This window comes from Kribbella sp. NPDC004536 (assembly GCF_042873835.1).
Lineage (GTDB): Bacteria > Actinomycetota > Actinomycetes > Propionibacteriales > Kribbellaceae > Kribbella.
The window spans coordinates 499592-522409 of the sequence record NZ_JBIALY010000002.1 but is presented as its reverse complement, the minus strand read 5'-3'; the positions used below and the strand labels follow the sequence as shown (position 1 = coordinate 522409).

Sequence of the window (22818 nt, the reverse complement as noted above, 5' to 3'; positions counted from 1 at the left end):
GGTTCTGTCCTCTTAGGACCAGTGGGTGGCGACGAGGTTCCAGATGACGCCGGCCAGGGCGTCCTTGCTGCCGGAGGGGACCGGGAGGGCGTTGCCCGAGCGGTCGAGGATGACGGCTTCGTTGAGGTCGCTGCCGAAGACCTTGCCGCCGGAGACGTCGTTGACGACCAGCAGGTCGCAGCCCTTGCGGTCGAGTTTGGCCCGGCCGAGCTCGAGCACCGTGTGGTCGGCGTCGCCGGTCTCGGCCGCGAACCCGACGATCACCTGGTCGGGGCGGGCTCGGTCGTGCGAGATGGTGTTCAGGATGTCCGGGTTCTGCACCAGGTTGACCGCCGGTACGGCGCCGTCGGCGGTCTTCTTGATCTTGTGCTCGACCACGTCCGCGGGGCGGAAGTCCGCGACCGCCGCGGCCATCACGATCGCGTCCGCGTCGGCGGCGCGGCCGGTGATCTCGTCGTACAGGTCCTGGGCCGAGACGACCGGGACGACCTGGACGCCGGCCGGGTCGGGCAGTTCGGAGTTGGCCGCGACCAGCGTGACCTTCGCGCCGCGGGCGGCGGCGATCCGGGCCAGCGCGTAGCCCTGCTTGCCGGACGAGGAGTTGCCCAGGTAGCGCACCGGGTCGAGGTGTTCACGGGTGCCGCCGGCGCTGATCAGTACGTGTTTGCCGGTCAGGTCGGCGACCGCCTGACCGGCGGCGCGGGCCGCCTCGTCGGCGAGCATCAGCTGGCTGATCGCGAAGATCTCCGACGGCTCCGGCAGCCGGCCGCGGCCGGTGTCGGCGCCGGTCAGCCGGCCGACGGCCGGGTCGAGGACCGTGATCCCGCGCGAGCGCAGGGTCTCGACGTTCGCCTGGGTGGCCGGGTGCTCCCACATCTCGGTGTGCATCGCGGCCGCGAACAGGATCGGGCAGCGCGCGGTGAGCAGCGTGTTCGTGAGCAGGTCGTCGGCGAGTCCGTGCGCGGCCTTGGCGATCAGGTTCGCGGTGGCCGGTGCGACCACGACCAGCTCCGCGGCCTTGCCGATCCGGACGTGCGGAACCTCCTGCACGTCTTCGAACGGGTCCGCCGTCACCGGCTGCCCGGACAGCGCCGCCCAGGTGGCCGCGCCGACGAACTCCAGCGCGGCAGCCGTCGGCACCACCCGGACACTGTGCCCGGACTCGGTCAGCCGCCGCAGCAGGTCACAGACCTTGTACGCCGCGATGCCGCCGCCGACACCGAGCACGACGTTCGGCTTGTGCGTGGGCACGAGAGGTCCGGGTTACTCGGACTTCTCCGCGGCCGCGGCGGCTTCCGCCTCGGCCTCGGGGTCGATGTCGGTGCAGGTCAGCACGCCCTCGTTGATCTCGCGCATCGCGATCGACAGCGGCTTCTCCTGGACGTGCGTCTCGACCAGCGGTCCGACGTACTCCAGCAGGCCCTCGCCGAGCTGCGAGTAGTAGGCGTTGATCTGCCGCGCCCGCTTGGCCGAGTACAGCACGAGCTTGTACTTGGAGTCGGTGTGGGTGAGCAGGTCGTCGATCGGCGGGGAGGTGATGCCGATGGCGACGGGCTGGTTGCCAGACAAGTTCAGCTCTTTCCAGAGATGGAGGGTGATCGAATCAACTTTACCAACTGATCGGCAGCCTCCCGAACCGAGGCGTTCACGATCGTCACGTCGAACTCCTTCTCGGCCGCGAGCTCCAGCACCGCGGTCTCGAGCCGGCGCTCACGCTCCGCGGCGGACTCGGTGCCGCGACCGACCAGCCGGCGCACCAGTTCGTCCCAGCTCGGCGGGGCCAGGAACACGAACTGTGCGTCCGGCATCGTCTCGCGGACCTGCCGGGCGCCCTGCAGGTCGATCTCCAGCAGTGCGGGCCGGCCGGTGGCCAGCATGTCCAGCACCGGCTGCCGGGGTGTTCCGTACCGGGCGGCCTTGTGCACGACCGCCCACTCCAGCAGTTCGCCGTCGGCGATCATCCGGTCGAACTCGGCGTCGGACACGAACAGGTAGTGCACGCCGTGCACCTCGTTCGGCCGCGGCTTGCGGGTGGTCGCCGAGACCGAGATCCAGATGTCCGGGAACCGCTCGCGGATGTCGGCCGCCACCGTCCCCTTGCCGACCGCGGTCGGGCCGGCCAGGACGGTCAACCGGGCCGGCGGCCGGTCACCGGCGTCAGTGGGGGCGGGGCCGTTCGGGTGCGTGGTCATCGTCACACCAGTGTCCAACGAGCCAGTCAGGGTTTTGCTCTGGCTCACCTGGATCACTCTGCGAATTCGCGCTCGAGCGCGGCGATCTGGTTCGAACCGAGGCCGCGGACCCGCCGGGTCTCCGAGATCCCCGCCCGCTCCATGATCTGCTGCGCCCGGACCTTGCCGACGCCCGGGATGCACTGCAGCAGCTGGCTGACCCGCATCTTGCCGATCACGTCGTTCGTCTGCCCCTCGTGCAGCACCTCCGTCGGAGACGCTCCCGAGTGCCGGATCCGGTTCTTGATCTCGGCTCGTTCACGCCGCGCCGCCGCGGCCTTGTCCAGAGCCGCCGCACGCTGCTCCGGAGTCAAAGTAGGAAGTGGCACCGTTGTTTCACCTGTCCCGTTGTATGGCTTCGCAAGGGAACCTAACACGGGTTGAGCCCGCGATCAGTCGGGCGTCGGGCAGATGTCGGGCGGAGTCGTCACTTCAGGGCCGGGAGGTCGACCTTGCAGCTGTCCTTGGCCTGGCTGGTGATGTTCTTGTACGCCGTCATCACCTTCGGCGTCTCCTTCGTCAGCTTGCCCAGCGCGGCCGCGTCGGAGCCGGCCTTCTTGGCCTTCTCGGCGAACGCGACGACGACGCCCCAGTCGTCCTTGACGTCCTTCGGAGCCGAGCCCTGGAGCTTCTTCGCGTCGTCCAGGATCTTCACGTAGTCGACCGGCTTCTGCGGGTCGACGTCGACCGCCTTGGCGGCGTACTTGGCGAGATCGACACAGTAGGCCTGGTCGTCGGTACAGGCAGTCAACAGGCCGGCACCGGTAGCCACGGTCATCAGAACGGCGAGTGTTCGCTTCACAGCGTCACGCTACTACCCGGCCGGGCCGGTGGAACGGAACGGGCAGAGCCGTCCCACCAGGCCCGCGCAGGGCGTGCACAGGGCTTACACAGGGCTGCGGATCAGTTCGCGCCGGCGCCCGGCAGGTCGATCTTGCAGCTGTCCTTCGCCTGCTTGGTGATCGCCTCCATGGCGGGGGTGATCTTGGAGCCGTCGCTCTTGGCCAGCTCCATCAGCTTGTTGGTGTCGCCCTTGGCCGCCTGCGCCTTCTCGGCGTAGTCGATGATGGTCTTCCAGTCGTCCTGGAGGTCCTTCGGCGCCGACTTCTCCACCTTCTTGGCCTGGTCCAGCATCTTGCCGACGGCGTTGGAATCCTTGATGTCCAGGTCCTTCGCCGAGTCGACGTAGCCCTTCAGGTTGTCGCAGTAATTGCCACTCGAGCAAGCCGTCAGGGCGCCAACACTCATCGTCACAACGGCCGCGAGGGCTGCCAGCTTCCGCATCGTGTTCCTTCACTGTGTCCTGCGGGAAGACCGTCGCTCCCCGTCCGCCGACACCTTTCCGAACGCGGGGGTCATCGCCGGCTCCGGCGCGCCGTGAACAACGTCGCACTCCGGGACTGGAACCGGGTTGTGACGTACTGCGTCAGCGCCGAACGTCACAGCTACAGCGTTGGAGGCAACAATCACGAGGATCGCGATCCAGTCGGGCGTCGCGAGCCGCTGATGCAGTACGACGAGGCCGACGAGGGCCGCCAGTACGGGGTTGACGCTCATGAACACGCCGAAGAACTGGGCCGAGACCCTTCTCAGGCTGAGTACGTCGACCAGGAACGGTACGGCCGACGACAGCACGCCGGCGACCAGCGCGTACGACACCGCGGCGAGCGTCGCGGGATGGTGCAGCAGTACGACGATGCCGACCGGGACGTACGCGGTGCCGGACAAACCGGCGGCCGCCGCGGAACCGGTTGCGCCCGGCAACTCTCTGCCGATGCGGCGGTTGAGGAGGATGTAGAACGCCCAGCACAGCGCGGCGAGCAGGCCGAGGGCGATGCCTAGGTAGTCCGTTGTTGGTTGTGGGCGGGCCAGTACGACGACGGCGGGTGCGGCTACGAGTGCGCATACCAGGTCGAGAGCGCGCCGAGAGCCCAGCAATGCAACGGAGAGCGGACCGAGGAACTCCAGCGTTACTCCCAGACCGAGCCCGACGCGGGAGATGGCGGTGTAGAGGGACAGGTTCATGACCGCGAAGACACCGGCCAGGGCGACGACGAGTCGCCATTGCGCAGCTGTGATTGTTCGGAGGCGCGGGCGGCCGATCGCGAGCAGGACGATTGCCGCGACCCACTGCCGGATCGCGACCACTCCTGCCGGGCCGATTACCGGGAACGCCAGCGCCGCCACCGACGCACCGATCTGCGTCGACAGCCCGCTGCCGAGCATCATCACCACTCCGGTCAACCTGTCGCGCCTCACCCTGCCGAGAATCCGCGCACGAAGGCCTGGCGCAAAATGCACGAGCTTGGCGATCTATACGCTGGAGTCATGGATATCCGGCAGCTGCGGTGCCTGGTCGAGATCGTCGACTCCGGTACGTTCACCGACGCCGCGATCGAGCTCGGGATCTCCCAGGCCGCCGTCTCCCGGAACCTGCTCGCGCTCGAACGCGAACTCGGCGTCCGGCTGCTGCACCGCACCAGCCGCTCGCTCACCCCGACCACCGCCGGGGTCCGGGTGCTGGCGCGAGCCCGGCACATCCTCGCCGAGCTCGACGAGCTGGTGGCCGAGGCGACCAGCGGTCACACCCGGCTGCGGGTCGGCCACGCGTGGTCGGCGTTCGGCAGCCACACCCGCGAGTTCCAGCGTCGGTGGGCCGCCGAACACCCCGGCATCGAACTCCAGCTGATCCGCACCAACACGACCACCGGCGGCCTCGCCGAAGGACTCTGCGACCTCGCCGTCGTCCGCAGCCACCTCGACCTCCGCCGGTTCGCGCACGTACTGCTCACCCAGGAACGGCGGTACTGCGCGCTGCCGGCCGACGACCCGCTCACCCGGAAGCGCGCCGTGACGCTCGACCAGCTCCGTACGCGGACGCTGGTCATCGACCGCCGTACCGGCAGCACCACGGCCGACCTGTGGCCGGAGGACGCGCGCCCGGCGATCGAATACACCCAGGACGTCGACGACTGGCTCGCCGCGATCGCCTCCGGCCGCTGCGTCGGGATGACCCCGCAGGCCACCACGACGCAGTACCGGCGCGACGGCGTCACGTACCGCCCCGTGCGGGACGCTCCGCCGGTCGACGTCCACCTCATCTGGCCCCGCGAGGACCCGCACCCGGCCACCCAAGCCGCCGTAGACCTACTCGCCCGCCTCTACGAGGATTGACTCGCTCCGCCGTCGAGTCGTGGGAAGTGGCGGCAGGCAGCCGGGGCGGGAGCCATCCTCCACGACTCCGTCAGTAGCCCAGGGCCGTTCGGTAGGTGTCGTTGGCGCGGGAGGCGGCGTCTTGGAGGGCCTTGGCGTCCGGGCCGGCTCCGAGGATCTCGCGGGAGCTGGATGGGACTACGTTGCGGACGGCTGGGCCGAAGACTCTGGTGAGACTCTCGGCGGTGCCGCCCTGGGCGCCTAGGCCGGGGGCCAGGAGGGGGCCGTTGATGTCCAGGTTCTCGTCGGTCGAACTGATGGTCGCGCCAACGACCGCGCCGAACGAGCCGAGGACGTCGGCGTCCGCGTTCAGGTCCCGCAGACCGGCCAGCACCGCGCCGGCGACGGTCGAGCCGTCGGCGGTGCGGGCGGACTGGAACTGCGGGCCTTCCGGGTTCGACGTCAGCGCGAGTACGAACAGGCCGGCGCCGGCCTCGCGGGCCTCGTCGATCGCGGGCTGCAGCGAGCCGAACCCGAGGTACGGGCTGACCGTGAGCGCGTCGCACGCCAGCGGGCCCTTCTCGGACAGGTACGCCGACGCGTACCCGGCCATCGTCGTACCGATGTCACCGCGCTTCGCGTCGATGATCACCAGCGCACCGGCGTCGCGGAGCCGGATCGTGGCCTGCTCGAGTACGGCGACACCGGCCGAACCGAACCGCTCGAAGAACGCCGACTGCGGCTTGAACACCGCGACCCGGTCCGCGAGCGCGTCGACCACCCCGTACGTGAACGACGCCAGGCCCTCGACCGTGTCCGGCAGACCCCACGCGTCCAGCAGGTGGGCGTGCGGATCGATGCCGACGCACAGCGGGCCACGGGTGTCCATCGCGGCCCGCAGGCTCGCGCCGAAGGGTTTGTTGTTGCTCATGGCAAGCTCCTGTTGATCTGGCGGATCAGTCCTGGGCCGCGGTAAATCAGTCCTGTGTAGATTTGAACGAGACTGGCGCCGGCGTCGAACAACCTCAGTGCGTCGGCCGGGTCGACGATCCCGCCCACACCGATGACGGGTAGTGCTCCCCCGGTCTCGTGGTGGATGTGGGTGATCACCTTTGCGGAGATTTCGGTCAGAGGTCTGCCGGAGAGGCCGCCGGTTTGCTTGGCCAGCGGGTGGGATTCGACGCCGGGGCGGCCGATGGTGGTGTTGGTGGCGATGATGCCGGCGACGCCGGTGTCGGTGCAGACCTGGAGGAGTTCGTCGATCGCCGTGGTGGTGAGGTCGGGGGCGATCTTGACCAGGATCGGCTTCGGGTCGAGTCCGGTGACGGTCAGCGCCTGCGCCTCGGCGTGGAGGGCGGTGAGCAGCTCCTTGAGGTGGCCGGCGTCCTGGAGTTCGCGCAGGCCCGGGGTGTTCGGGGAGCTGACGTTGACCGCGAAGTAGTCGCCGTACCGGTACAGCCGTCGCAGCGAGGTCACGTAGTCCTCGACCGCCTCCTCGAGCGGGGTGATCTTCGACTTGCCGATCGAGATCCCGAGCGGGTAACCGAGCTCGCCGTACGCCGCCAACCGCTCGGCCAGTGCGGCGCTGCCGAGGTTGTTGAACCCCATCCGGTTGATCACCGCTTCATGCTCGACCAGGCGGAAGAGGCGCGGTTTGTCGTTCCCCGGCTGCGGATGCGCGGTAACAGTCCCCACTTCCACAAACCCGAACCCGATCGCAGGCCAAGCCCGCAACGCGACGCCGTTCTTGTCCATCCCCGCCGCAAGCCCCACGGGCGACGGAAACCGAACCCCGAACACGGTCCGAGGTGAGGGCACACCGAAGAGGCGCGCCCCGGCGCGCGGGGCGCCGGGGATGCGGCCGAGGAGGCGGAGGCCGGCGAGCGTCTGCTCATGTGCGACCTCCGCATCCCCACGCCCCAGCCGGTAGAGCACCGGCCGCACCACCCGCTCGTACGCCGACCGCCGCGCCCGCACCGCCGGCTCAGGCACCGTGGATCCTCGGGACCCAGTCCTGGAGGGAGCGGACTGCTATGTCGCCGGAGCGTTGGGCTTCGATGCCTTGGACTGCGGCGGCCAGGCCCTGGACCGTGGTGATACACGGGATGTTGCGGGCGACGGCTGCGCTGCGGATCTCGTACCCGTCGAGGCGTGGCGACCCACCTTGGGTGATCCCGATCGGAGTGTTGACGATCAGGTTGAGTTCGCCGTCCTGCACCATCTGCACGATCGTCGGCTCACCGTTCGGCCCCGGCCCCTGGCTGCTCTTCCGCACCGTGACAGCCTCGACGCCGTTGCGCCGCAGTACGTCGGCCGTACCTTCGGTCGCATAGATCTGGAACCCGAGGTCCGCCAGCCGCTTGACCGGGAAGATCATGTGCCGCTTGTCCCGGTTCGCGACCGACACGAACACCTTCCCGGCCGCGGGCAGCGGCTGCGACGCCCCCGCCTGCGACTTGGCGAACGCCGTACCGAACGTGTCGTCGATGCCCATCACCTCACCGGTGGAGCGCATCTCGGGCCCGAGCACCGTGTCCACCGACGCCCCGTCGATGGTCCGGAACCGGTTGAACGGCATCACGGCCTCCTTCACCGCGATCGGCGTCGACGCCGGCAGCGTCCCGCCGTCACCCGACGCCGGCAACAGGCCCTCCGAACGCAGCTCGGAGATCGACGCACCGAGCATTACCCGAGCGGCCGCCTTGGCCAGCGGCGTGGCGGTCGCCTTCGACACGAACGGCACCGTCCGCGACGCCCGCGGGTTCGCCTCCAGTACGTACAGCACGTCGCCGGCCAGCGCGTACTGCACGTTCAGCAGCCCGCGTACGCCGACCCCGCGCGCGATCGCCTCCGTGGACCGGCGGATGTTCTCGATGTCGGCGTTCCCGAGCGTGATCGGCGGCAGCGCGCACGACGAGTCGCCCGAGTGCACCCCGGCCTCCTCGATGTGCTCCATCACGCCGCCGAGGAACAGCTCGTCGCCGTCGAACAGCCCGTCGACGTCGATCTCCACCGCGTCGTCGAGGAACCGGTCGATCAGCACCGGGTGCTCCCACGAGCCGGATCCGGCGCTCAGCCGCTCCAGCGCCGCGCTCAGCTCGGCGGAGCTGTACACGATCTCCATCCCGCGACCACCCAGCACGTACGACGGCCGGACGAGCACCGGGAACCCGATCTCCGCGGCGACCTCGTGCGCGGCCTCGGCGGACATCGCCGTACCGTGCTTCGGCGCCGGCAGCTGTGCGTCCGCCAGTACTTTCCCGAACGCGCCGCGCTCCTCGGCGAGGTGGATCGCCGCCGGCGACGTCCCGACGATCGGTACGCCGGCGTCCGCGAGCCGCTGCGCCAGCCCCAGCGGCGTCTGGCCGCCGAGCTGCACGATCACGCCCGCGACCGGGCCGGCCTGCATCTCGGCGTACACGATCTCGAGCACGTCCTCGCAGGTGAGCGGCTCGAAGTAGAGCCGGTCGGAGGTGTCGTAGTCGGTCGAGACCGTCTCCGGGTTGCAGTTCACCATCACGGTGCAGTACCCGGCCTCGCGCAGCGCCATCGACGCGTGCACGCAGGAGTAGTCGAACTCGATCCCCTGCCCGATCCGGTTCGGCCCGGAGCCGAGGATCAGCACGGCCGGCTCGGTCCGCGGCGCGACCTCGGTCTCCTCGTCGTACGACGAGTAGTGGTACGGCGTCTCCGCCTTGAACTCGGCCGCGCAGGTGTCGACGGTCTTGTAGACCGGCCGGATCCCGAGCGCCTGCCGTACACCCCGGACGACGTCCTCGGTCAGCCCGCGGATCTCCGCCAGCTGCAGGTCGCTGAACCCGTGCCGCTTCGCGAGCTTGATCACCTCGGGCGTCAACCGCGGCGCGGCCGCCACCTGCAGCGCCGTCTCGTGGATCAGGTACAGCTGGTCCACGAACCACGGGTCGATCTTCGTCGCATCGAAGATCTGCTCCGGAGTCGCCCCGGCCCGGATCGCGTCCATGATCGTCCGCAGCCGGCCGTCGTGCGGAGTTTTGATTGCCTCCAGCAACGGGCCGAGTTCGGAGGGCTGCCCGGCCCAGGAGAACCGGGCCTCCGGCTTCTCCAGCGAACGCAGCGCCTTCTGCAGCGCCTCGGTGTAGTTGCGGCCGATCGCCATCGCCTCGCCGACGCTCTTCATGTGCGTGGTCAGCGTGGCGTCCGCGGCCGGGAACTTCTCGAACGCGAACCGCGGCACCTTCACCACCACGTAGTCCAGCGTCGGCTCGAAGCTCGCCGGGGTCTGCCGGGTGATGTCGTTCGGGATCTCGTCCAGCGTGTAGCCGATCGCGACCTTCGCGGCGATCTTCGCGATCGGGAAGCCGGTCGCTTTGGACGCCAGCGCCGAGGACCGCGACACCCGCGGGTTCATCTCGATCACGATCAGCCGGCCGTCGGCCGGGTTCACCGCGAACTGGATGTTGCAGCCGCCGGTGTCGACGCCGACCTCGCGGATGATGCCGATGGCGAGGTCCCGCATGACCTGGTACTCGCGGTCGGTCAGCGTCATCGCCGGTGCGACGGTCACCGAGTCGCCGGTGTGCACGCCCATCGGGTCGACGTTCTCGATCGAGCAGATGATCACGACGTTGTCGGCCTTGTCGCGCATCACCTCCAGCTCGTACTCCTTCCAGCCGAGGATCGACTCCTCGATCAGCACCTCGGTCGTCGGCGAGGCGTGCAGCCCGGCGCCGGCGATCCGGCGCAGGTCGGCCTCGTCGTACGCCATCCCGCTGCCGACGCCGCCCATCGTGAACGACGGCCGGACGACGAGCGGGTACCCGAGCTGGCCGGCCGCACCCATCACGTCGTCCAGCGAGTGGCAGATCACCGACCGGGCGACGGAGGCGCCCAGCTTCTCGACGATGTGCTTGAACGACTCCCGGTTCTCACCGCGCTGGATCGCGTCGACGGACGCGCCGATCAGCTCCACACCGTACTTCTCCAGCACGCCGTTCTCGTGCAGCGCGATCGCGGCGTTCAGCGCGGTCTGGCCGCCGAGGGTGGCGAGCAGCGCGTTCGGGCGCTCCTTCTCGATCACCTTCTCGACGTACTCCGGCGTGATCGGCTCGACGTACGTCGCGTCCGCGAACTCCGGGTCGGTCATGATCGTGGCCGGATTGGAGTTCACCAGGACGACGCGGAAGCCCTCCTCGCGCAGCACCCGGCACGCCTGGGTCCCGGAGTAGTCGAACTCGCAGGCCTGCCCGATCACGATCGGGCCGGAGCCGATGACGAGCACCGACTCGATGTCTGTACGACGTGGCATCAGGCCCGCCCCTCCATCAGCTCTACGAAGCGATCGAACAGGTACGCGGAATCGTGCGGACCTGCTGCCGCTTCAGGGTGGTACTGCACCGAGAACGCCAGCACCCGACCGTCGTTCCCGGTCAGTCGAAGGCCCTCGACGACGTTGTCGTTGAGCGAAACATGCGACACCTCAGCGGTTCCGTACGGCGTCTCCACCACCGAGTCGAGCGGCGCGTCCACGGCGAACCCGTGGTTCTGCGCGGTGATCTCGACCTTGCCGGTGGCCCGGTCGAGCACCGGCTGGTTGATGCCGCGGTGCCCGTACTTCAGCTTGAACGTCCCGAGCCCGAGCGCCCGCCCGAACACCTGGTTGCCGAAGCAGATCCCGAAGTACGGCTTGCCGCGCTGCAACAGCTCCTTGAGCAGCGTCGTCGGGTGTTCGGTGGTCTCCGGGTCACCCGGCCCGTTGCTCATGAAGATGCCGTCCGGGTTCACCGCGAGGATCTCGTCCAGCGACGCCGTCGCCGGGAAGACGTGCACCTCGATGCCCCGCTCGGACATCCGCTTGGGCGTCATCGACTTGATCCCGAGGTCGAGTGCCACCACGGTGAACCGGCGTTCGCCTTCGGCCGGCACGACGTACGGCTCGAACGTCGTCACCTCGGCCGCGAGGTCGGCGCCGACCATCGGCGGCTGCTCCAGCACCTTCTTCAGCAGTTCGCCGGCGTCCAGGATCTCGGTGGAGATGCCGGCCCGCATCGCGCCGCGTTCGCGCAGGTGCCGGGTCAGCGCGCGGGTGTCGATCCCGGAGATGCCGACGATGTTCTGCGCCTGCAGCTGGTCGTCGAGCGAGCGCTTGGCGCGCCAGTTCGACGGCACCCGGGCGGGATCACGGACGACGTACCCGGCGACCCAGATCTTCTGCGACTCGTCGTCCTCGTCGTTGATCCCGGTGTTGCCGATGTGCGGCGCGGTCTGGGTGACGATCTGCCGGTGGTACGACGGGTCGGTCAGTGTCTCCTGGTACCCGGTCATGCCGGTGGTGAACACCGCCTCGCCGAACGTGGATCCGGTCGCCCCGTACGACGTACCGGTAAAGGCCCGGCCGTCCTCCAGGACCAGCAGTGCCTTTTTCTGGGCAGGCTGGCTCATGATGCTCCGATCAGGGTCGAGATGGATTCGGTCAGGGCGGCGGTGTCGGCCTTGCGGCGGGGCCGGAACCCCGTGTCCAGCGAACGGCCGTCGTGGGTCCACGTGACCACCACCAGGCCGGACTTCTCCGCGGTCACCTTGCCGGCGATGCCTTGGTCGGTCCGGACGGCGGTCAGGTGATCGGCGGGGATGAAGACATCCGCCGCGCCCTGCCGGTGGAAGATCAGGCCGTCCGCGCTGACGGCCAGGTCCGCGACGCTGCGGACGCCCAGTTCGTGGACGGCGATCCGGTCCATCCAGTCGCCGGCGGTCGTCGTGGCGACGTACACGCCTTCGACTCCGCGGGTCTCGTTGTCCGGTGCCGTGGGCAGCGGCGCCAGGTCGGCCTGCCGGGACTGGCGGTTCCGCCAACCCCGGTACATCCCGAAGTAGCCCGCCGCGAGGATCAGCAGCGTGCCGAGAATGCCCAGGAAGGCCTTCACTTCGTCAGCTCACCGTCCAGGACGGTCGGCGTACCGCGCAGGAAGGTCGCGACGACCTTGCCCGGCAGCGTCATTCCGTCGAACGGCGTGTTCCGCGACAGCGACACCGACTCCTCGGGTACGACGGTCCGCTCGACGCGCGGGTCGTACAGCACCACGTTCGCGGGCGCCCCGGCGACCAGCGGCTGCCCGTGGTCGGCGGTCTGACCGATCGCGGCGGGCCGGTAGCTCATCCGGTCCGCGACGTCGGCCCAGGTGAGCAGCTCGGTGTCGATCATCGCGTGCTGTACGACGCTCAGCGCCGTCTCCAGCCCGGTCATCCCGAACGCCGCCGCGCTCCACTCGCAGTCCTTGTCCTCGACCGGGTGCGGGGCGTGGTCGGTGGCGACGATGTCGATCGTGCCGTCGGCCAGACCCTCCCGGACCGCCTCGACGTCCGCCTTGGTACGCAGCGGCGGGTTCACCTTGTACACCGGGTTGTACGACGCGGCCAGGTCCTCGGTCAGCAGCAGGTGGTGCGGGGTGACCTCGGCGGTTACCTCGAGCCCGCGGCGCTTGGCGGCGCGGACGATCTCCACCGAGCCCTTGGTGGAGAGGTGGCAGATGTGCAGCTTCGATCCGACGTGCGCGTTCAGCAGGATGTCGCGGGCGATGATCGCCTCCTCGGCGACGCTCGGCCATCCGGTCAGGCCGAGTACGCCGGACAGGGCGCCCTCGTTCATCTGCGCGCCCTGCGTCAGCCGCGGCTCCTGCGCGTGCTGGGCGATCACGCCGTCGAACGCCTTCACGTACTCGAGCGCGCGGCGCATCAGCGCGGCGTCCCAGACACAGTCACCGTCGTCGGAGAACACCCGGACCCGGGCGGCCGAGTCGGCCATCGCGCCGAGCTCCGCGAGTTGCGTACCCTTCCGGCCGACGGTGACCGCGCCGATCGGGTAGACGTCGGCGTACCCCGCGTCCCGGCCGAGCCGCCAGACCTGCTCGACGACACCCGCGGTGTCGGCGACCGGGTCGGTGTTGGCCATCGCGAACACCGCGGTGAACCCGCCCTTGGCGGCGGCCCGGGTGCCGGTGAAGACGGTCTCGGCGTCCTCGCGGCCCGGCTCGCGCAGGTGCGTGTGCAGGTCGACCAGGCCGGGCAGCGCGACCAGCCCGGTGGCGTCGATCGTCTCGGCGCCCTCGGGCTTGGCCAGGTCAGTGCCGACAGCAACGATCTCGCCGTTGTCGATCAGCAGGTCCGCCACGTCACCGCCCACGATGCGGGCGCCGGTGATGAAGTATGCGGTCATGCTGTGGGTTCTCCTTCGTTGGTACCGGACAACAGCAGGTAGAGGACGGCCATCCGGATCGCCACGCCGTTCGTGACCTGTTCGACGATCACCGAGCGGGTCGAGTCGGCGACCTCGGCGCTGATCTCCATCCCGCGGTTCATCGGGCCGGGGTGCAGCACGATCGCCTCGTCCGGCAGTTGCGCCATCCGGTTCCGGTCGAGCCCGTAGCGGCGGGTGTACTCGCGGGCGCTCGGGAAGAACGCGTCGTTCATCCGCTCCCGCTGCACCCGCAGCATCATCACCGCGTCGCTCTTCGGCAGTACGGAGTCGAAGTCGTACGACGTCACGCACGGCCAGTTGCTCATGTCCACCGGCAGCAGCGTCGGCGGGGAGACCACGGTCACCTCGGCGCCGAGCGTGGACAGCAGCAGTACGTTCGACCGCGCCACCCGGGAGTGCAGGACGTCGCCGACGATCGTGATCCGGCGGCCCTCCAGCGAGCCGAGGTGGCGGCGCATCGTGAACGCGTCGAGCAGCGCCTGCGTCGGGTGCTCGTGGGTGCCGTCACCGGCGTTCACCACCGAGCCGGTCATCCAGCCGGACTTCGCCAGCAGGTGCGGCGCGCCGGACGAACCGTGCCGGCAGACGACCCCGTCGGCGCCCATCGCCTGCAGCGTCAGCGCGGTGTCCTTCAGGCTCTCGCCCTTGCTCACGCTGGAGCCCTTGGCGGAGAAGTTGATGACGTCCGCGGACAGCCGCTTGGCGGCGGCCTCGAACGAGATCCGGGTCCGGGTGGAGTCCTCGAAGAACAGGTTCACCACGGTCCGGCCGCGCAGCGCGGGCAGCTTCTTGATCGGGCGGTCGGCCAGCGACCGCATCTCCTCGGCGGTGTCGAGGATCAGGTTCGCCTCGTCCCGGCTCAGGTCGGCCGCGCTCAGCAGATGCTTCACTTCGCCCCCTTGTCGGCGATCAGCACGGCGTCTTCTCCGTCGAACTCGTCCAGGTGCACGGTGACCCGCTCGACCAGCGAGGTGGGCAGGTTCTTGCCGACGTAGTCGGCGCGGATCGGCAGTTCCCGGTGGCCGCGGTCGACCAGGACCGCGAGCTGGACCGCGCGCGGGCGGCCGATGTCGCCGAGGGCGTCCAGCGCGGCGCGGATCGTCCGGCCGGAGAACAGCACGTCGTCGACGAGGACCACGACCTTGCCGTCGATGCCGTCCGCCGGGATGTCGGTGTGTTCCAGGCCACGGGGTGGTTTGAGACCGATGTCGTCGCGGTACATCGTCACGTCGAGTGACCCCGTCGGTACGCTCTGCCCCTCGACGGCCTGGATCCGCGCGGAGACGCGCTGCGCCAGCGGGACTCCGCGGGTCGGGATGCCGAGCAGGACGACCGGGTCGGCACCGCGGTTGCGCTCGAGGATCTCGTGCGCGATCCGGGTCAGTGCCCGGGAAATGTCGGAAGCGTCGAGGACTTCGCGGCTGCTGCGTTCCAGCGGCTCCGCGAGCTCGGGTTGCTCTGCGCTCTGGGCAGGGCTCATCGCTACCGTTCCTCCTTTTCTGTCTCTCGGGACAGGTCTTTAAAGGACGTTCGGACCGCTTGACATGGTATCGGATGTGACACGCCGTCTTGACGCTGGCCTCGCCCCCAGAATATTGTTACTCTGTGTAATCGAGGGGGGTTCACCAGAACCGGGCTGTTCCGGCAGGCCGGAATGACGAACTAGTCGGAGGGAAGAACCAGCGTGCCTAGCGAATACGCGAAGACACTGGGTGGCAAGTTACGTGCCATCCGCCAGCAGCAAGGGCTGTCGCTGCATGGCGTGGAAGAGAAGTCCAAGGGTCGCTGGAAGGCGGTCGTCGTCGGCTCGTACGAGCGCGGCGATCGAGCCGTCACGGTCCAGAAGCTCGCGGAACTCGCCGATTTCTACGGCGTACCGATCCGTGAACTGCTTCCTGGGAACGCCAGCGCGGCTGCTGCGGCTGCCGCTCCGCCACGGTTGATCCTCGACCTGGAGGCTCTGCAACACCTCGACGCGAGCGAGGCCGGTCCGCTGACGCGGTACGCGGCCACGATCCAGGCTCAGCGTGGGGACTACAACGGCAAGGTGCTGTCGATCCGTCAGGACGACATGCGGACGCTCGCGGTGATCTACGACGAGTCGCCGACGACGCTGACCGAGCGCTTCATCTCCTGGGGTGTCCTGAACCCCGAGGCGAAGGGTGACGTCGAAGAGTCGTCCGAGGCCGCCGGCGCCTGATTCCAGGCGAAGGCATGTAGACGGTCGGGGCTTGTAGCAGCTGGCCCGCGGCCGCCCGCCTTCCCACACCGCTCAGCACCACCGCGCACAAAGGTGGCCCGGGACCGTACCGAGACGGTCACCGGGCCAGGTAGCAGCAGAAGAGAGGGTCTCGCCCCCTCCGAATGTCAGAGGCCGAGGGTCGGCTTCAACTGCAGCAGCCGGGCCAGCAGCCCGTTCACGAACGTCGGGGACTCGTCGGTCGACAGGTCCCGCGCCAGCGCCACTGCCTCGCTCACCGCGACCACGTCCGGGACCTGGTCGTCGTACAGGAGCTCGTAGGCACCGATCCGCAGGATGTTCCGGTCGACGGCCGGCATCCGGTCCAGCGTCCAGCCCACCGAGTGGGTCTCGAGCAGTTCGTCGATCTGCTCGATGTGTTTCGCGACACCCTCGACCAGCGCCACGGTGAACTCGTTCACCGGCGGGTCGTTGTCGGCCACCCGGTCGGCCAGGGTGCCACCGACCGGCAGCCCCCTCACCTCGGACTCGAACAGCACGTCGAGGGCGCGCTTGCGGGCCTTGCTCCGGGCAGACATGTTCTCTTTTGCCGGCTCTCTGGGTCAGGAGTTGACGCGGCCGAGGTAGTCCCCGGTCCGGGTGTCCACCTTGACCTTCTCGCCGGTGGTCAGGAACAGCGGGACCTGGATGGTGTAGCCGGTCTCCAGCTTGGCCGGCTTGGTGCCACCGGTGGATCGGTCGCCCTGCAGGCCCGGCTCGGTGTACTCGACGAGCAGCTCGACCGAGGCCGGGAGCTCGACGTACAGCGGAAGGTCGTCGTGAACCGCGACGATCGCGTCCTGGTTCTCCAGCAGGAAGTGCACGGCCTCGCCGACCACGTCCGGCTGCAACTGCAGCTGCTCGTACGTCGACTTGTCCATGAACACGTACGCCGCGCCGTCGTTGTACAGGTAGGTCATGTCGCGCTTGTCGACGGTGGCGATCTCCACCTTGACGTCGGCGTTGAAGGTCTTGTCGACCACCTTGCCGGAGAGCACGTTCTTCAGCTTGGTGCGGACGACGGCGCCGCCCTTGCCCGGCTTGTGATGCTGGAACCAGACGACGGACCACAGCTGCCCGTCCAGGTCGAGCACCATGCCGTTCTTGAGGTCGTTCGTCGTTGCCACGCGGGTAAGCCCTTCGAAATCGATCAGCGGTAACACCGGATTGTAGCGGTCGCTACCGCTTTCCTCCGATTCGGCGGACCTCGGGTGGCCGTAGGCTGGCTCTGGGTCGTCCACCGAGTGCCAGGAGGTCGTGCGATGACGGGGTTCGTGATCTTCGTCGTAGTGATGATCGTGCTCGGCCTGATCAACAAGGCGAAGCAGCAGTCCGGTGGCGCCGGCGCCAAACAGGCCAGGCAGGCGCGGCAGAGCGCGCGGATGCAGGCGCTGGTCGAGCGGATCCAGGCGCAGCAGGGCGGCAACCAGCCGATCCAGTTCCAGGGCCAGTACACCCAGGCCGCGGGCCAGGGCAGTCCTCCCCCGGCTCCCGCGCCGGGCCAGTCGTTCCCGGGCCAGTCGTCGTTCCCGGTCCAGGCCGGTGCTCCGCAGGGCAGTCAGCAGGCCGCGGCCGTACTTCAGCAGCTCCTCGCGCAGGGCCGGCAGCAACCCCGTCCGGGCGAGGGAGCGCCTCCGGGCGGGACCGTGGGCTACCGGGCGCCAGGTCAGTTCCAGCCGGCCCAGCAGTTCCCGATGCAGTACAACCCGACGCAGTACAACCCGGTGCAGTACAACCCGGCTCCGTACCAGCCGCCTGCGCATCGGCCGCCGCAGCACAACCTTCCCGCGCCGCGACAGGACCTGGACACCCGCGTACGCGACCTGATGAAGGCCGGCAACGAGGTCGCGGCCGTCCGGCTGCTCAGCGAGGAGCGAGAGCTCGGCATCCTCGAGGCGCAGCGGTACGCCCGGTCCCTGGTGACACCGCAGTCGGCCGCTGCCCCCGTACCTGACGAGCCCGACGAGGACGACGGCCGGTACGTCGGTTCGGCCGCGTTCGCGGAGTCGATCTTCAACCTGGACGACCGCGAGGAGAACGTCTGGGCCAGTGGCTGGGTGGACACGCCCGAGCCCGACGACCGGTCCGACATCGACGAGCTCTGGCAGACCGTCAGCAATCCTCCCACCGCACGGTGATGTAACTGTGCCGCCGGGCAATGTGAAAGCCCGGCGGTAACTCAGGCCCGACCGCATGCACCTGGAACGTCGGCTGTTTCCCGGCCCACGCACACAGCTGCTGCAGCATGCGGTCCATCAACACGTTGGCGTTCGGCCCGTGACCGCTACAGCCCAGCTCGACGTGGAAGTCGTCCCGGCCGGGTCTCGTCGACACGTACGCCAGACTGTCCGCGGTTGCGATCGCGGCTACCCAGGGCCAGTCGTCGCCGCTGAGAACGCAGTAGCCGGGCAGCGTACTCGCAAGCCAGAGGTACAAGTCGAGCAGCGGCTCCTCGCGCAATGCCTGGATCCCTGACCACCTCCGCTCCCGGCGCAACGTCAGTACGCCGTCCTCCGGGTGCGGCTCCTCCTCCTGGTCCTCGTCGAACGTCAGCCCGGCCTCCTGCCGCTCGTAGTGCCCGCCGACACCCTGCATGCTCACGAACCCGCACATCGTCGTGGACCTGCTCTCCAGGTGCTCCCCCACCCGGTCGAACGCGATCGACCGCGTCTGCCCACGAAGCCTCAGCGGTACGACGATCCGCCCGTCCGGCCGCAGCTGCCGCAGCCACGCGGGCGCGATGTCCCACGCGGTCACGGTCACCACGATCCGGTCGTACGGCGCCCCTTCCGGCACACCGAACTCCCCGTCGGCGCAGACGACGACCACGTCGCCGTACCCGGCTTCGTCGAGCAACGCACGGGCCCGCTTGGTCACGTCCGCGTCGATGTCGACCGTGGTGACCGTTCCGCCCGGGCCTGCGAGCTCCCGCAGTAGCGCGGCGTTGTAGCCGCCGGACCCGATCTCGAGTACCCGGTCCCCCGGCCGGATCGCGGCCTGCTGCAACATCAGCGCGACGATGCTCGGCTGCGACACCGAACTCGTGAGCACACCGGCCTCGTCCTGCTTCATCGGCACGACGTCGTCGGCATAGGCGAGCTGCAGCGGTACGTGGGGGACGAACACGTGCCGCGGTACGGACTCGAACGCGGCAGCGATCCGCGGGTCACTGATCGTCCCGGTCGACACCAGATGGTGGACCAGGGCCGTTCGCAGCAACGCCGCGCCGGTCATGGTCAGTCCCGCTTGTCCCCGAGCGATTCCAGCAACGCCCGCAGTAGCCCCGCCAACTGGTCCCGCTCACCCTTCGACAGACCGGCCAGCAACTGTGCCTCGGTGTCGATGTGGGTCGGCAGCACCTTGTCGATCAGTTCGAGTCCCTCGGCCGTCAGCGTCACCTGCACGCCGCGCCGATCGGTCTCGCTCGGCGCGCGGGTCACCAGGCCGCGTGCCTCCAGCCGGTCCAGCCGTTGGCTGATCGCGCCCGAGGTCACCATCGACGAGTGCATCAGGCCGGCCGGGGTCAGGCTGTGCTCCGGGTTGCTGCGCCGCAGCGTGGCGAGCACGTCGAACGAGGCGCGGTCCAGGTCGTGCTTGGCGAAGTTCCGCCGCAGCTCGGCGTCGAACAGTGCGCCGAGCCGGCTCATCCGGCCGATGATCCCCATCGGCGTCGCATCCAGGTCCGGCCGCCGCTCGCGCCACTGCTCGAGCACCAGGTCGACGTGATCTGCCATCTGTCCACCCTAACGCCAATCACTTAGCGGTGAGAGACTTGAAACTACCTTAGCGGTGAGATACTTTATCTTAGTGCTAAGGAATCGACTTCTACTACTCACGGCGGTTGCCCCGACCTTCTGGGGTACGACCTACCTCGTCACCACTGAATTACTTCCGCCCCACCGCCCGCTGCTGGCTGCGCTCCTGCGCGCTCTGCCCGCGGGTCTGCTTCTGGTGGCGATCACTCGCATCCTGCCGCGTGGCAGCTGGTGGTGGCGCTCACTGGTTCTCGGCACGCTCAACATCGGCGCCTTCAACGCCCTGCTGTTCGTCGGCGCCCACCGGTTGCCGGGCGGCGTGGCTGCGACGGTCGGTGCCATCCAGCCGCTCCTGGTCGCACTACTGTCCGCGGCACTCCTACGACAGCGCCTGTCGCTGCGAACCGTTCTTGTTGCGGTGGCCGGCATCTTTGGCGTCGGCCTGCTCGTACTGCGAGCCACTGCACGGCTCGACGCGTGGGGCGTGCTGGCAGCTCTCGGCGGTGCGATTGTGATGGCGTTCGGGGTAGTACTCAGCAAGCGGTGGACCTCACCCGCTCCCCTGCTGGCCACGACTGGTTGGCAGTTGGTCGCGGGTGGGCTCGTCCTGCTGCCACTCACGTTCGTGGTGGAGGGGTCGCTGCCGGACTTCACCCTGCGGAACGTTGCGGGGTACGCGTACCTGGCAGTGTTCGGTTCCGCGGTTGCTTATGCGCTGTGGTTCCGCGGGCTGCGGGAGCTTGCCCCGACCGAGGTGGCGTTCATGGGACTGCTCAGCCCGGTCGTGGCGACCACGCTGGGCTGGCTGGTCCTCGGGCAGCAGCTTGCTCCGCTGCAGATCCTCGGCGGGGTCATCGTGCTGGCAGCGCTGGTCGGCGCACAGTTGCGCCGGTCAGATCAGCCCCTGCCGGAGGGCGTACGCGACAGCGTGCGAGCGGTTCCGGAGCTGGAGCCGGCTGGTGACGTCGTGGAGGACGTTCTTGACCGTCCGCTCCGAGTATGAGAGCTCCCGGGCGATCTCCTGCGTGTCCTTGCCATCAGCAACCAACCGGAGCACCTGGGTCTCCCGGTCGGACAGTCCGGAGCCGGGCAGCCGGCGCACCGTCGACGGCTGCCCGAGCAGCCGGCCCATGAGCCCGGTCGGCAGGTTGCCGTCACCGGCCGCGGCCGCCTGGACGAGATGCACGATCCGGTCCCCGGTCGCCTCGGCACGACGCAGTACGCCGGACACACCGAGCTGGACCGCGGTCATCAGCGCGTCGTCGTCGATCGAGCTGCCGATCAGCACGATCCGCCGGCAACCCCGCTGCGTCGCGGCGCGCAGTACCTGAACAGCACCGTGGTCGAGCGCGTCGACCGCGACCAGTGCGACCGTCGCCGCCTCGGGCTCGTCGATCAGCCGGACCTCCGGACGATGCCCCAGCGTGTACACCAGGCCGAACTGCGAGAGCGGGTCGAGCGCCTTCACCCAGACCGGAATCATCCTTGTCCCCCAAACCCGAGCGTTGTCCACACTCACCCTGATGCCCGATGGGGCAGTTTGGTTACGACTCCAGGGTGGTGAGTGCGCGGAGGGCCAGGCGGTACGAATCCAGGCCGAAGCCGGCGATGGTGCCGGTGGCGACGCCGGCGACGACGCTGGTGTGCCGGAAGTCCTCGCGGGTGGCCGGGTTGGTCAGGTGGATCTCGATCAGGGGCGCGGTCCGCTGCGCGATCGCGTCGCGCAGTGAGTACGAGTAGTGGGTGAAGGCGGCCGGGTTCAGCACGACCGCGGTCCGCGCGTCGGCGGCCTCGTGCAGCCAGCCGACCAGCTCCGCCTCGTCGTCGGTCTGCCGTACCTCGACGTCGAGGCCGAGCTCGGCGCCGGTCTTCTCGCAGACGCTCACCAGCTCCGCGAACGTCGTCGTACCGTACTTCTCCGGCTCTCGTGATCCCAGCCGGCCGAGGTTCGGGCCGTTCAGCACCAGCACGCGGTTGCTCACATACATCACCCTAGTCTGCCGAAGCCCTGGTCGACTTCGGTGACCGCCACGGGGGCGAAGGCGGGCAGCTTCTCGAGGCTGCTGCGGACGGCCTCGGCGCCGTACCCGAACATCTGCCGCTCGTAGTCGTCGACCGCGCCGAGCAGGGTCCGGCGGCCTTCGTCGGCGTCGATCAGGCAGCGGCGCAACAGGTCGGCATCGCGCAGTGCGGTGTTCGCGCCGTTGCCGCCGGTCGGCGAGGTGGCGTGGATCGCGTCGCCGAGCAACGTGACCGGACCGGACGCCCAGCGCGCACCGGGTTCGACCACCCGGATCGACAGCAGTGTGCTGTTGTCCGGGTCGGCCTGCTCGATCAGCGCGCGCAGCTGCGGATGCCAGCCGTCCATCCTGGACAGGACGGACTCCTGCGCGGTCAGGTCCGCGGGCGAGCCGTTCGGCGGCAGGATCATGGCCCAGCGCACGTAGTCGCCGATGTCGGGCAGTTCGACCTCGGGGGCGAGCCGCTCCGCCGCGTGCTTCGGCGGCGTCCGGAAGCACATCGCGCCGAGCAGCAGGCTGACGCCGTCGCCCGCGATCTTCGAGCCGTACGCCTTGGACAGGCCGGCGAACTCGTCGGTCAGTGGGGTGCGGCCGATGACGAACCGGACGCCGGTGTCGGTCGGAACGGTGTGCGGCGACAGCACGCCACGGACCGCGGAGGTGACGCCGTCCGCGCCGACGAGCAGGTCGGCGGTGACCGGGTCGCGGCGGGCGAACTGCGCCTGGACACCACCGTCGGCCGGTAGCTCGTAGCCGGTGAGCGCGGCGTCGGTGTGCACGGTGAGGCCGGTCAGCAGCAGGTGCCGCAACACCTGCCGATCGACGACGATGCCGGTCCGGGCCGCGCCGAGCCTGCCGATCTCGTTCAGCTGTGGGTCCAGGATCAGCTGCTCGGCGGACGCTTCCATCACGATCTCGTCGAGCAGCGGATGCCAGCGCGCCGGCAGGCAGTCGCGGACCGCCTGGAACCCGATCGGGTCGAGCATGAGCCGGTAACCCTGGAACCGCGCCACGATTCCGGGATCACGCTCGTACACCTCGGCCGCGATCCCGGCACCGCGCAGACCCTGCGCGAGCGCGAGACCACCCAGACCGGCACCGATCACCGAAACCCGCATCGCACCTCCAGTTGACGAACTTAGTTCGTTGATAACGAACTAAGTTCTACAGAACGAACTTAGTTCGT

The 22818-nt window shown here is 69.1% G+C and carries 26 protein-coding genes; 4 read left to right on the top strand and 22 right to left on the bottom strand.

Features of this window, described 5'->3' with window-relative positions:
- Positions 1–12: 12 nt before the first annotated feature.
- From coaBC to ACFYRU_RS17340, 7 genes are all read right to left on the bottom strand, one after another.
- Positions 13–1251 (bottom strand): bifunctional phosphopantothenoylcysteine decarboxylase/phosphopantothenate--cysteine ligase CoaBC, encoded by a 1239-nt coding sequence (gene coaBC / locus ACFYRU_RS17370; protein ID WP_387659436.1) that lies wholly within the window; start codon positions 1249–1251, stop codon positions 13–15.
- Positions 1252–1263: 12 nt separating this feature from the next.
- Positions 1264–1569: a DNA-directed RNA polymerase subunit omega gene (gene rpoZ, locus ACFYRU_RS17365; RefSeq protein ID WP_141851330.1), complete on the bottom strand. Its 306-nt coding sequence runs from the start codon at positions 1567–1569 to the stop codon at positions 1264–1266.
- A gap of 2 nt (positions 1570–1571) precedes the next feature.
- Positions 1572–2192: a guanylate kinase gene (gene gmk, locus ACFYRU_RS17360; protein WP_387659432.1), complete on the bottom strand. Its 621-nt coding sequence runs from the start codon at positions 2190–2192 to the stop codon at positions 1572–1574.
- A 53-nt stretch (positions 2193–2245) separates the two neighbouring features.
- Positions 2246–2560, bottom strand: coding sequence for an integration host factor, actinobacterial type (gene mihF / locus ACFYRU_RS17355; protein WP_141851332.1), 315 nt, complete (start codon positions 2558–2560; stop codon positions 2246–2248).
- 98 nt (positions 2561–2658) lie between these two features.
- Entirely contained in the window at positions 2659–3033 is a 375-nt protein-coding gene (locus ACFYRU_RS17350) for a hypothetical protein (protein ID WP_387659429.1), read from the bottom strand.
- 101 nt (positions 3034–3134) lie between these two features.
- Positions 3135–3515, bottom strand: coding sequence for a hypothetical protein (locus ACFYRU_RS17345; RefSeq protein ID WP_387659427.1), 381 nt, complete (start codon positions 3513–3515; stop codon positions 3135–3137).
- A 9-nt stretch (positions 3516–3524) separates the two neighbouring features.
- Positions 3525–4490 (bottom strand): DMT family transporter, encoded by a 966-nt coding sequence (locus ACFYRU_RS17340; RefSeq protein ID WP_387659425.1) that lies wholly within the window; start codon positions 4488–4490, stop codon positions 3525–3527.
- A gap of 69 nt (positions 4491–4559) precedes the next feature.
- Between ACFYRU_RS17340 and ACFYRU_RS17335 the strand changes: the two genes are divergently transcribed.
- Positions 4560–5405, top strand: a complete 846-nt coding sequence (locus ACFYRU_RS17335) for a LysR family transcriptional regulator (protein ID WP_387659422.1) — start codon at positions 4560–4562, stop codon at positions 5403–5405.
- A gap of 70 nt (positions 5406–5475) precedes the next feature.
- Here ACFYRU_RS17335 and pyrF read toward each other — a convergent pair whose 3' ends face one another.
- The 8 genes from pyrF to pyrR are packed head-to-tail and all read right to left on the bottom strand — an operon-like array spanning position 5476 to position 15097.
- Positions 5476–6315: an orotidine-5'-phosphate decarboxylase gene (gene pyrF / locus ACFYRU_RS17330; RefSeq protein WP_387659421.1), complete on the bottom strand. Its 840-nt coding sequence runs from the start codon at positions 6313–6315 to the stop codon at positions 5476–5478.
- A complete protein-coding gene (locus ACFYRU_RS17325) occupies positions 6312–7376 on the bottom strand; it encodes a quinone-dependent dihydroorotate dehydrogenase (RefSeq protein ID WP_387659419.1) in 1065 nt (354 codons plus the stop codon). The genes pyrF and ACFYRU_RS17325 overlap by 4 nt, the downstream gene beginning before the upstream one ends.
- Positions 7369–10671, bottom strand: a complete 3303-nt coding sequence (carB, locus tag ACFYRU_RS17320; RefSeq protein WP_387659417.1) for a carbamoyl-phosphate synthase large subunit — start codon at positions 10669–10671, stop codon at positions 7369–7371. Before carB ends, ACFYRU_RS17325 begins: the two co-directional genes overlap by 8 nt.
- Positions 10671–11804: a glutamine-hydrolyzing carbamoyl-phosphate synthase small subunit gene (carA, locus tag ACFYRU_RS17315; RefSeq protein WP_387659415.1), complete on the bottom strand. Its 1134-nt coding sequence runs from the start codon at positions 11802–11804 to the stop codon at positions 10671–10673. The genes carB and carA overlap by 1 nt, the downstream gene beginning before the upstream one ends.
- Positions 11801–12286: a hypothetical protein gene (locus tag ACFYRU_RS17310; RefSeq protein WP_387659414.1), complete on the bottom strand. Its 486-nt coding sequence runs from the start codon at positions 12284–12286 to the stop codon at positions 11801–11803. Before ACFYRU_RS17310 ends, carA begins: the two co-directional genes overlap by 4 nt.
- Positions 12283–13575: a dihydroorotase gene (locus ACFYRU_RS17305; RefSeq protein ID WP_387659411.1), complete on the bottom strand. Its 1293-nt coding sequence runs from the start codon at positions 13573–13575 to the stop codon at positions 12283–12285. Before ACFYRU_RS17305 ends, ACFYRU_RS17310 begins: the two co-directional genes overlap by 4 nt.
- Positions 13572–14507: an aspartate carbamoyltransferase catalytic subunit gene (locus ACFYRU_RS17300; protein WP_387659408.1), complete on the bottom strand. Its 936-nt coding sequence runs from the start codon at positions 14505–14507 to the stop codon at positions 13572–13574. The genes ACFYRU_RS17305 and ACFYRU_RS17300 overlap by 4 nt, the downstream gene beginning before the upstream one ends.
- Complete coding sequence (gene pyrR / locus ACFYRU_RS17295; RefSeq protein WP_387659405.1) at positions 14504–15097, bottom strand: bifunctional pyr operon transcriptional regulator/uracil phosphoribosyltransferase PyrR; 594 nt, start codon at positions 15095–15097, stop codon at positions 14504–14506. Before pyrR ends, ACFYRU_RS17300 begins: the two co-directional genes overlap by 4 nt.
- 204 nt (positions 15098–15301) lie before the next feature.
- Here pyrR and ACFYRU_RS17290 point away from each other — a divergent pair, with 204 nt between their 5' ends.
- Positions 15302–15817, top strand: coding sequence for a transcriptional regulator (locus ACFYRU_RS17290; RefSeq protein WP_141851350.1), 516 nt, complete (start codon positions 15302–15304; stop codon positions 15815–15817).
- Between the two features lie 167 nt (positions 15818–15984).
- On the opposite strand, the gene nusB is transcribed toward ACFYRU_RS17290, so the two are convergent.
- A complete protein-coding gene (nusB, locus tag ACFYRU_RS17285; protein ID WP_387659402.1) occupies positions 15985–16395 on the bottom strand; it encodes a transcription antitermination factor NusB in 411 nt (136 codons plus the stop codon).
- A 24-nt stretch (positions 16396–16419) separates the two neighbouring features.
- Complete coding sequence (gene efp, locus ACFYRU_RS17280) at positions 16420–16983, bottom strand: elongation factor P (RefSeq protein ID WP_387659399.1); 564 nt, start codon at positions 16981–16983, stop codon at positions 16420–16422.
- Positions 16984–17118: 135 nt separating this feature from the next.
- Between efp and ACFYRU_RS17275 the strand changes: the two genes are divergently transcribed.
- Positions 17119–17994 (top strand): hypothetical protein, encoded by an 876-nt coding sequence (locus tag ACFYRU_RS17275; RefSeq protein WP_387659397.1) that lies wholly within the window; start codon positions 17119–17121, stop codon positions 17992–17994.
- Here the strand turns inward: ACFYRU_RS17275 and fxlM are convergent.
- Positions 17969–19090 carry a methyltransferase, FxLD system gene (gene fxlM, locus ACFYRU_RS17270; protein WP_387659394.1) on the bottom strand — a complete coding sequence of 374 codons (1122 nt, stop codon included), beginning with the start codon at positions 19088–19090 and terminating at the stop codon, positions 17969–17971. The genes ACFYRU_RS17275 and fxlM overlap by 26 nt on opposite strands.
- Before the next feature lie 2 nt (positions 19091–19092).
- Positions 19093–19590, bottom strand: coding sequence for a MarR family winged helix-turn-helix transcriptional regulator (locus ACFYRU_RS17265; protein WP_387659392.1), 498 nt, complete (start codon positions 19588–19590; stop codon positions 19093–19095).
- 55 nt (positions 19591–19645) lie between these two features.
- Between ACFYRU_RS17265 and ACFYRU_RS17260 the strand changes: the two genes are divergently transcribed.
- The gene (locus ACFYRU_RS17260; protein ID WP_387659389.1) at positions 19646–20614 is read left to right on the top strand and encodes an EamA family transporter; all 969 of its coding nucleotides are present in this window, start codon (positions 19646–19648) and stop codon (positions 20612–20614) included.
- Here the strand turns inward: ACFYRU_RS17260 and ACFYRU_RS17255 are convergent.
- The 3 genes from ACFYRU_RS17255 to ACFYRU_RS17245 all read right to left on the bottom strand — a co-directional run bounded on the left by ACFYRU_RS17255 (position 20504) and on the right by ACFYRU_RS17245 (position 22750).
- Positions 20504–21094 (bottom strand): LuxR C-terminal-related transcriptional regulator, encoded by a 591-nt coding sequence (locus ACFYRU_RS17255; RefSeq protein ID WP_387659386.1) that lies wholly within the window; start codon positions 21092–21094, stop codon positions 20504–20506. The two genes, ACFYRU_RS17260 and ACFYRU_RS17255, sit on opposite strands and share 111 nt — an antisense overlap.
- A 61-nt stretch (positions 21095–21155) precedes the next feature.
- Positions 21156–21593, bottom strand: coding sequence for a type II 3-dehydroquinate dehydratase (gene aroQ, locus ACFYRU_RS17250; protein ID WP_387659383.1), 438 nt, complete (start codon positions 21591–21593; stop codon positions 21156–21158).
- 5 nt (positions 21594–21598) lie between these two features.
- Positions 21599–22750, bottom strand: a complete 1152-nt coding sequence (locus tag ACFYRU_RS17245) for an FAD-dependent oxidoreductase (RefSeq protein WP_387659380.1) — start codon at positions 22748–22750, stop codon at positions 21599–21601.
- Between the last annotated feature and the right edge of the window lie 68 nt (positions 22751–22818).

Excerpts from the sequence above, each read along its gene's own strand:
- ACFYRU_RS17345 (WP_387659427.1), bottom strand. The coding sequence starts at position 3,515 with ATGCGGAAGCTGGCAGCCCTCGCGGCCGTTGTGACGATGAGTGTTGGC.
- fxlM (WP_387659394.1), bottom strand. The coding sequence starts at position 19,090 with ATGACCGGCGCGGCGTTGCTGCGAACGGCCCTGGTCCACCATCTGGTG.
- carA (WP_387659415.1), bottom strand. The coding sequence starts at position 11,804 with ATGAGCCAGCCTGCCCAGAAAAAGGCACTGCTGGTCCTGGAGGACGGC.
- pyrR (WP_387659405.1), bottom strand. The coding sequence starts at position 15,097 with ATGAGCCCTGCCCAGAGCGCAGAGCAACCCGAGCTCGCGGAGCCGCTG.
- ACFYRU_RS17305 (WP_387659411.1), bottom strand. The coding sequence starts at position 13,575 with ATGACCGCATACTTCATCACCGGCGCCCGCATCGTGGGCGGTGACGTG.
- ACFYRU_RS17275 (WP_387659397.1), top strand. The coding sequence starts at position 17,119 with ATGACGGGGTTCGTGATCTTCGTCGTAGTGATGATCGTGCTCGGCCTG.
- ACFYRU_RS17265 (WP_387659392.1), bottom strand. The coding sequence starts at position 19,590 with ATGGCAGATCACGTCGACCTGGTGCTCGAGCAGTGGCGCGAGCGGCGG.
- ACFYRU_RS17255 (WP_387659386.1), bottom strand. The coding sequence starts at position 21,094 with ATGATTCCGGTCTGGGTGAAGGCGCTCGACCCGCTCTCGCAGTTCGGC.
- pyrF (WP_387659421.1), bottom strand. The coding sequence starts at position 6,315 with ATGAGCAACAACAAACCCTTCGGCGCGAGCCTGCGGGCCGCGATGGAC.
- ACFYRU_RS17245 (WP_387659380.1), bottom strand. The coding sequence starts at position 22,750 with ATGCGGGTTTCGGTGATCGGTGCCGGTCTGGGTGGTCTCGCGCTCGCG.
- ACFYRU_RS17335 (WP_387659422.1), top strand. The coding sequence starts at position 4,560 with ATGGATATCCGGCAGCTGCGGTGCCTGGTCGAGATCGTCGACTCCGGT.
- gmk (WP_387659432.1), bottom strand. The coding sequence starts at position 2,192 with ATGACCACGCACCCGAACGGCCCCGCCCCCACTGACGCCGGTGACCGG.
- carB (WP_387659417.1), bottom strand. The coding sequence starts at position 10,671 with ATGCCACGTCGTACAGACATCGAGTCGGTGCTCGTCATCGGCTCCGGC.
- nusB (WP_387659402.1), bottom strand. The coding sequence starts at position 16,395 with ATGTCTGCCCGGAGCAAGGCCCGCAAGCGCGCCCTCGACGTGCTGTTC.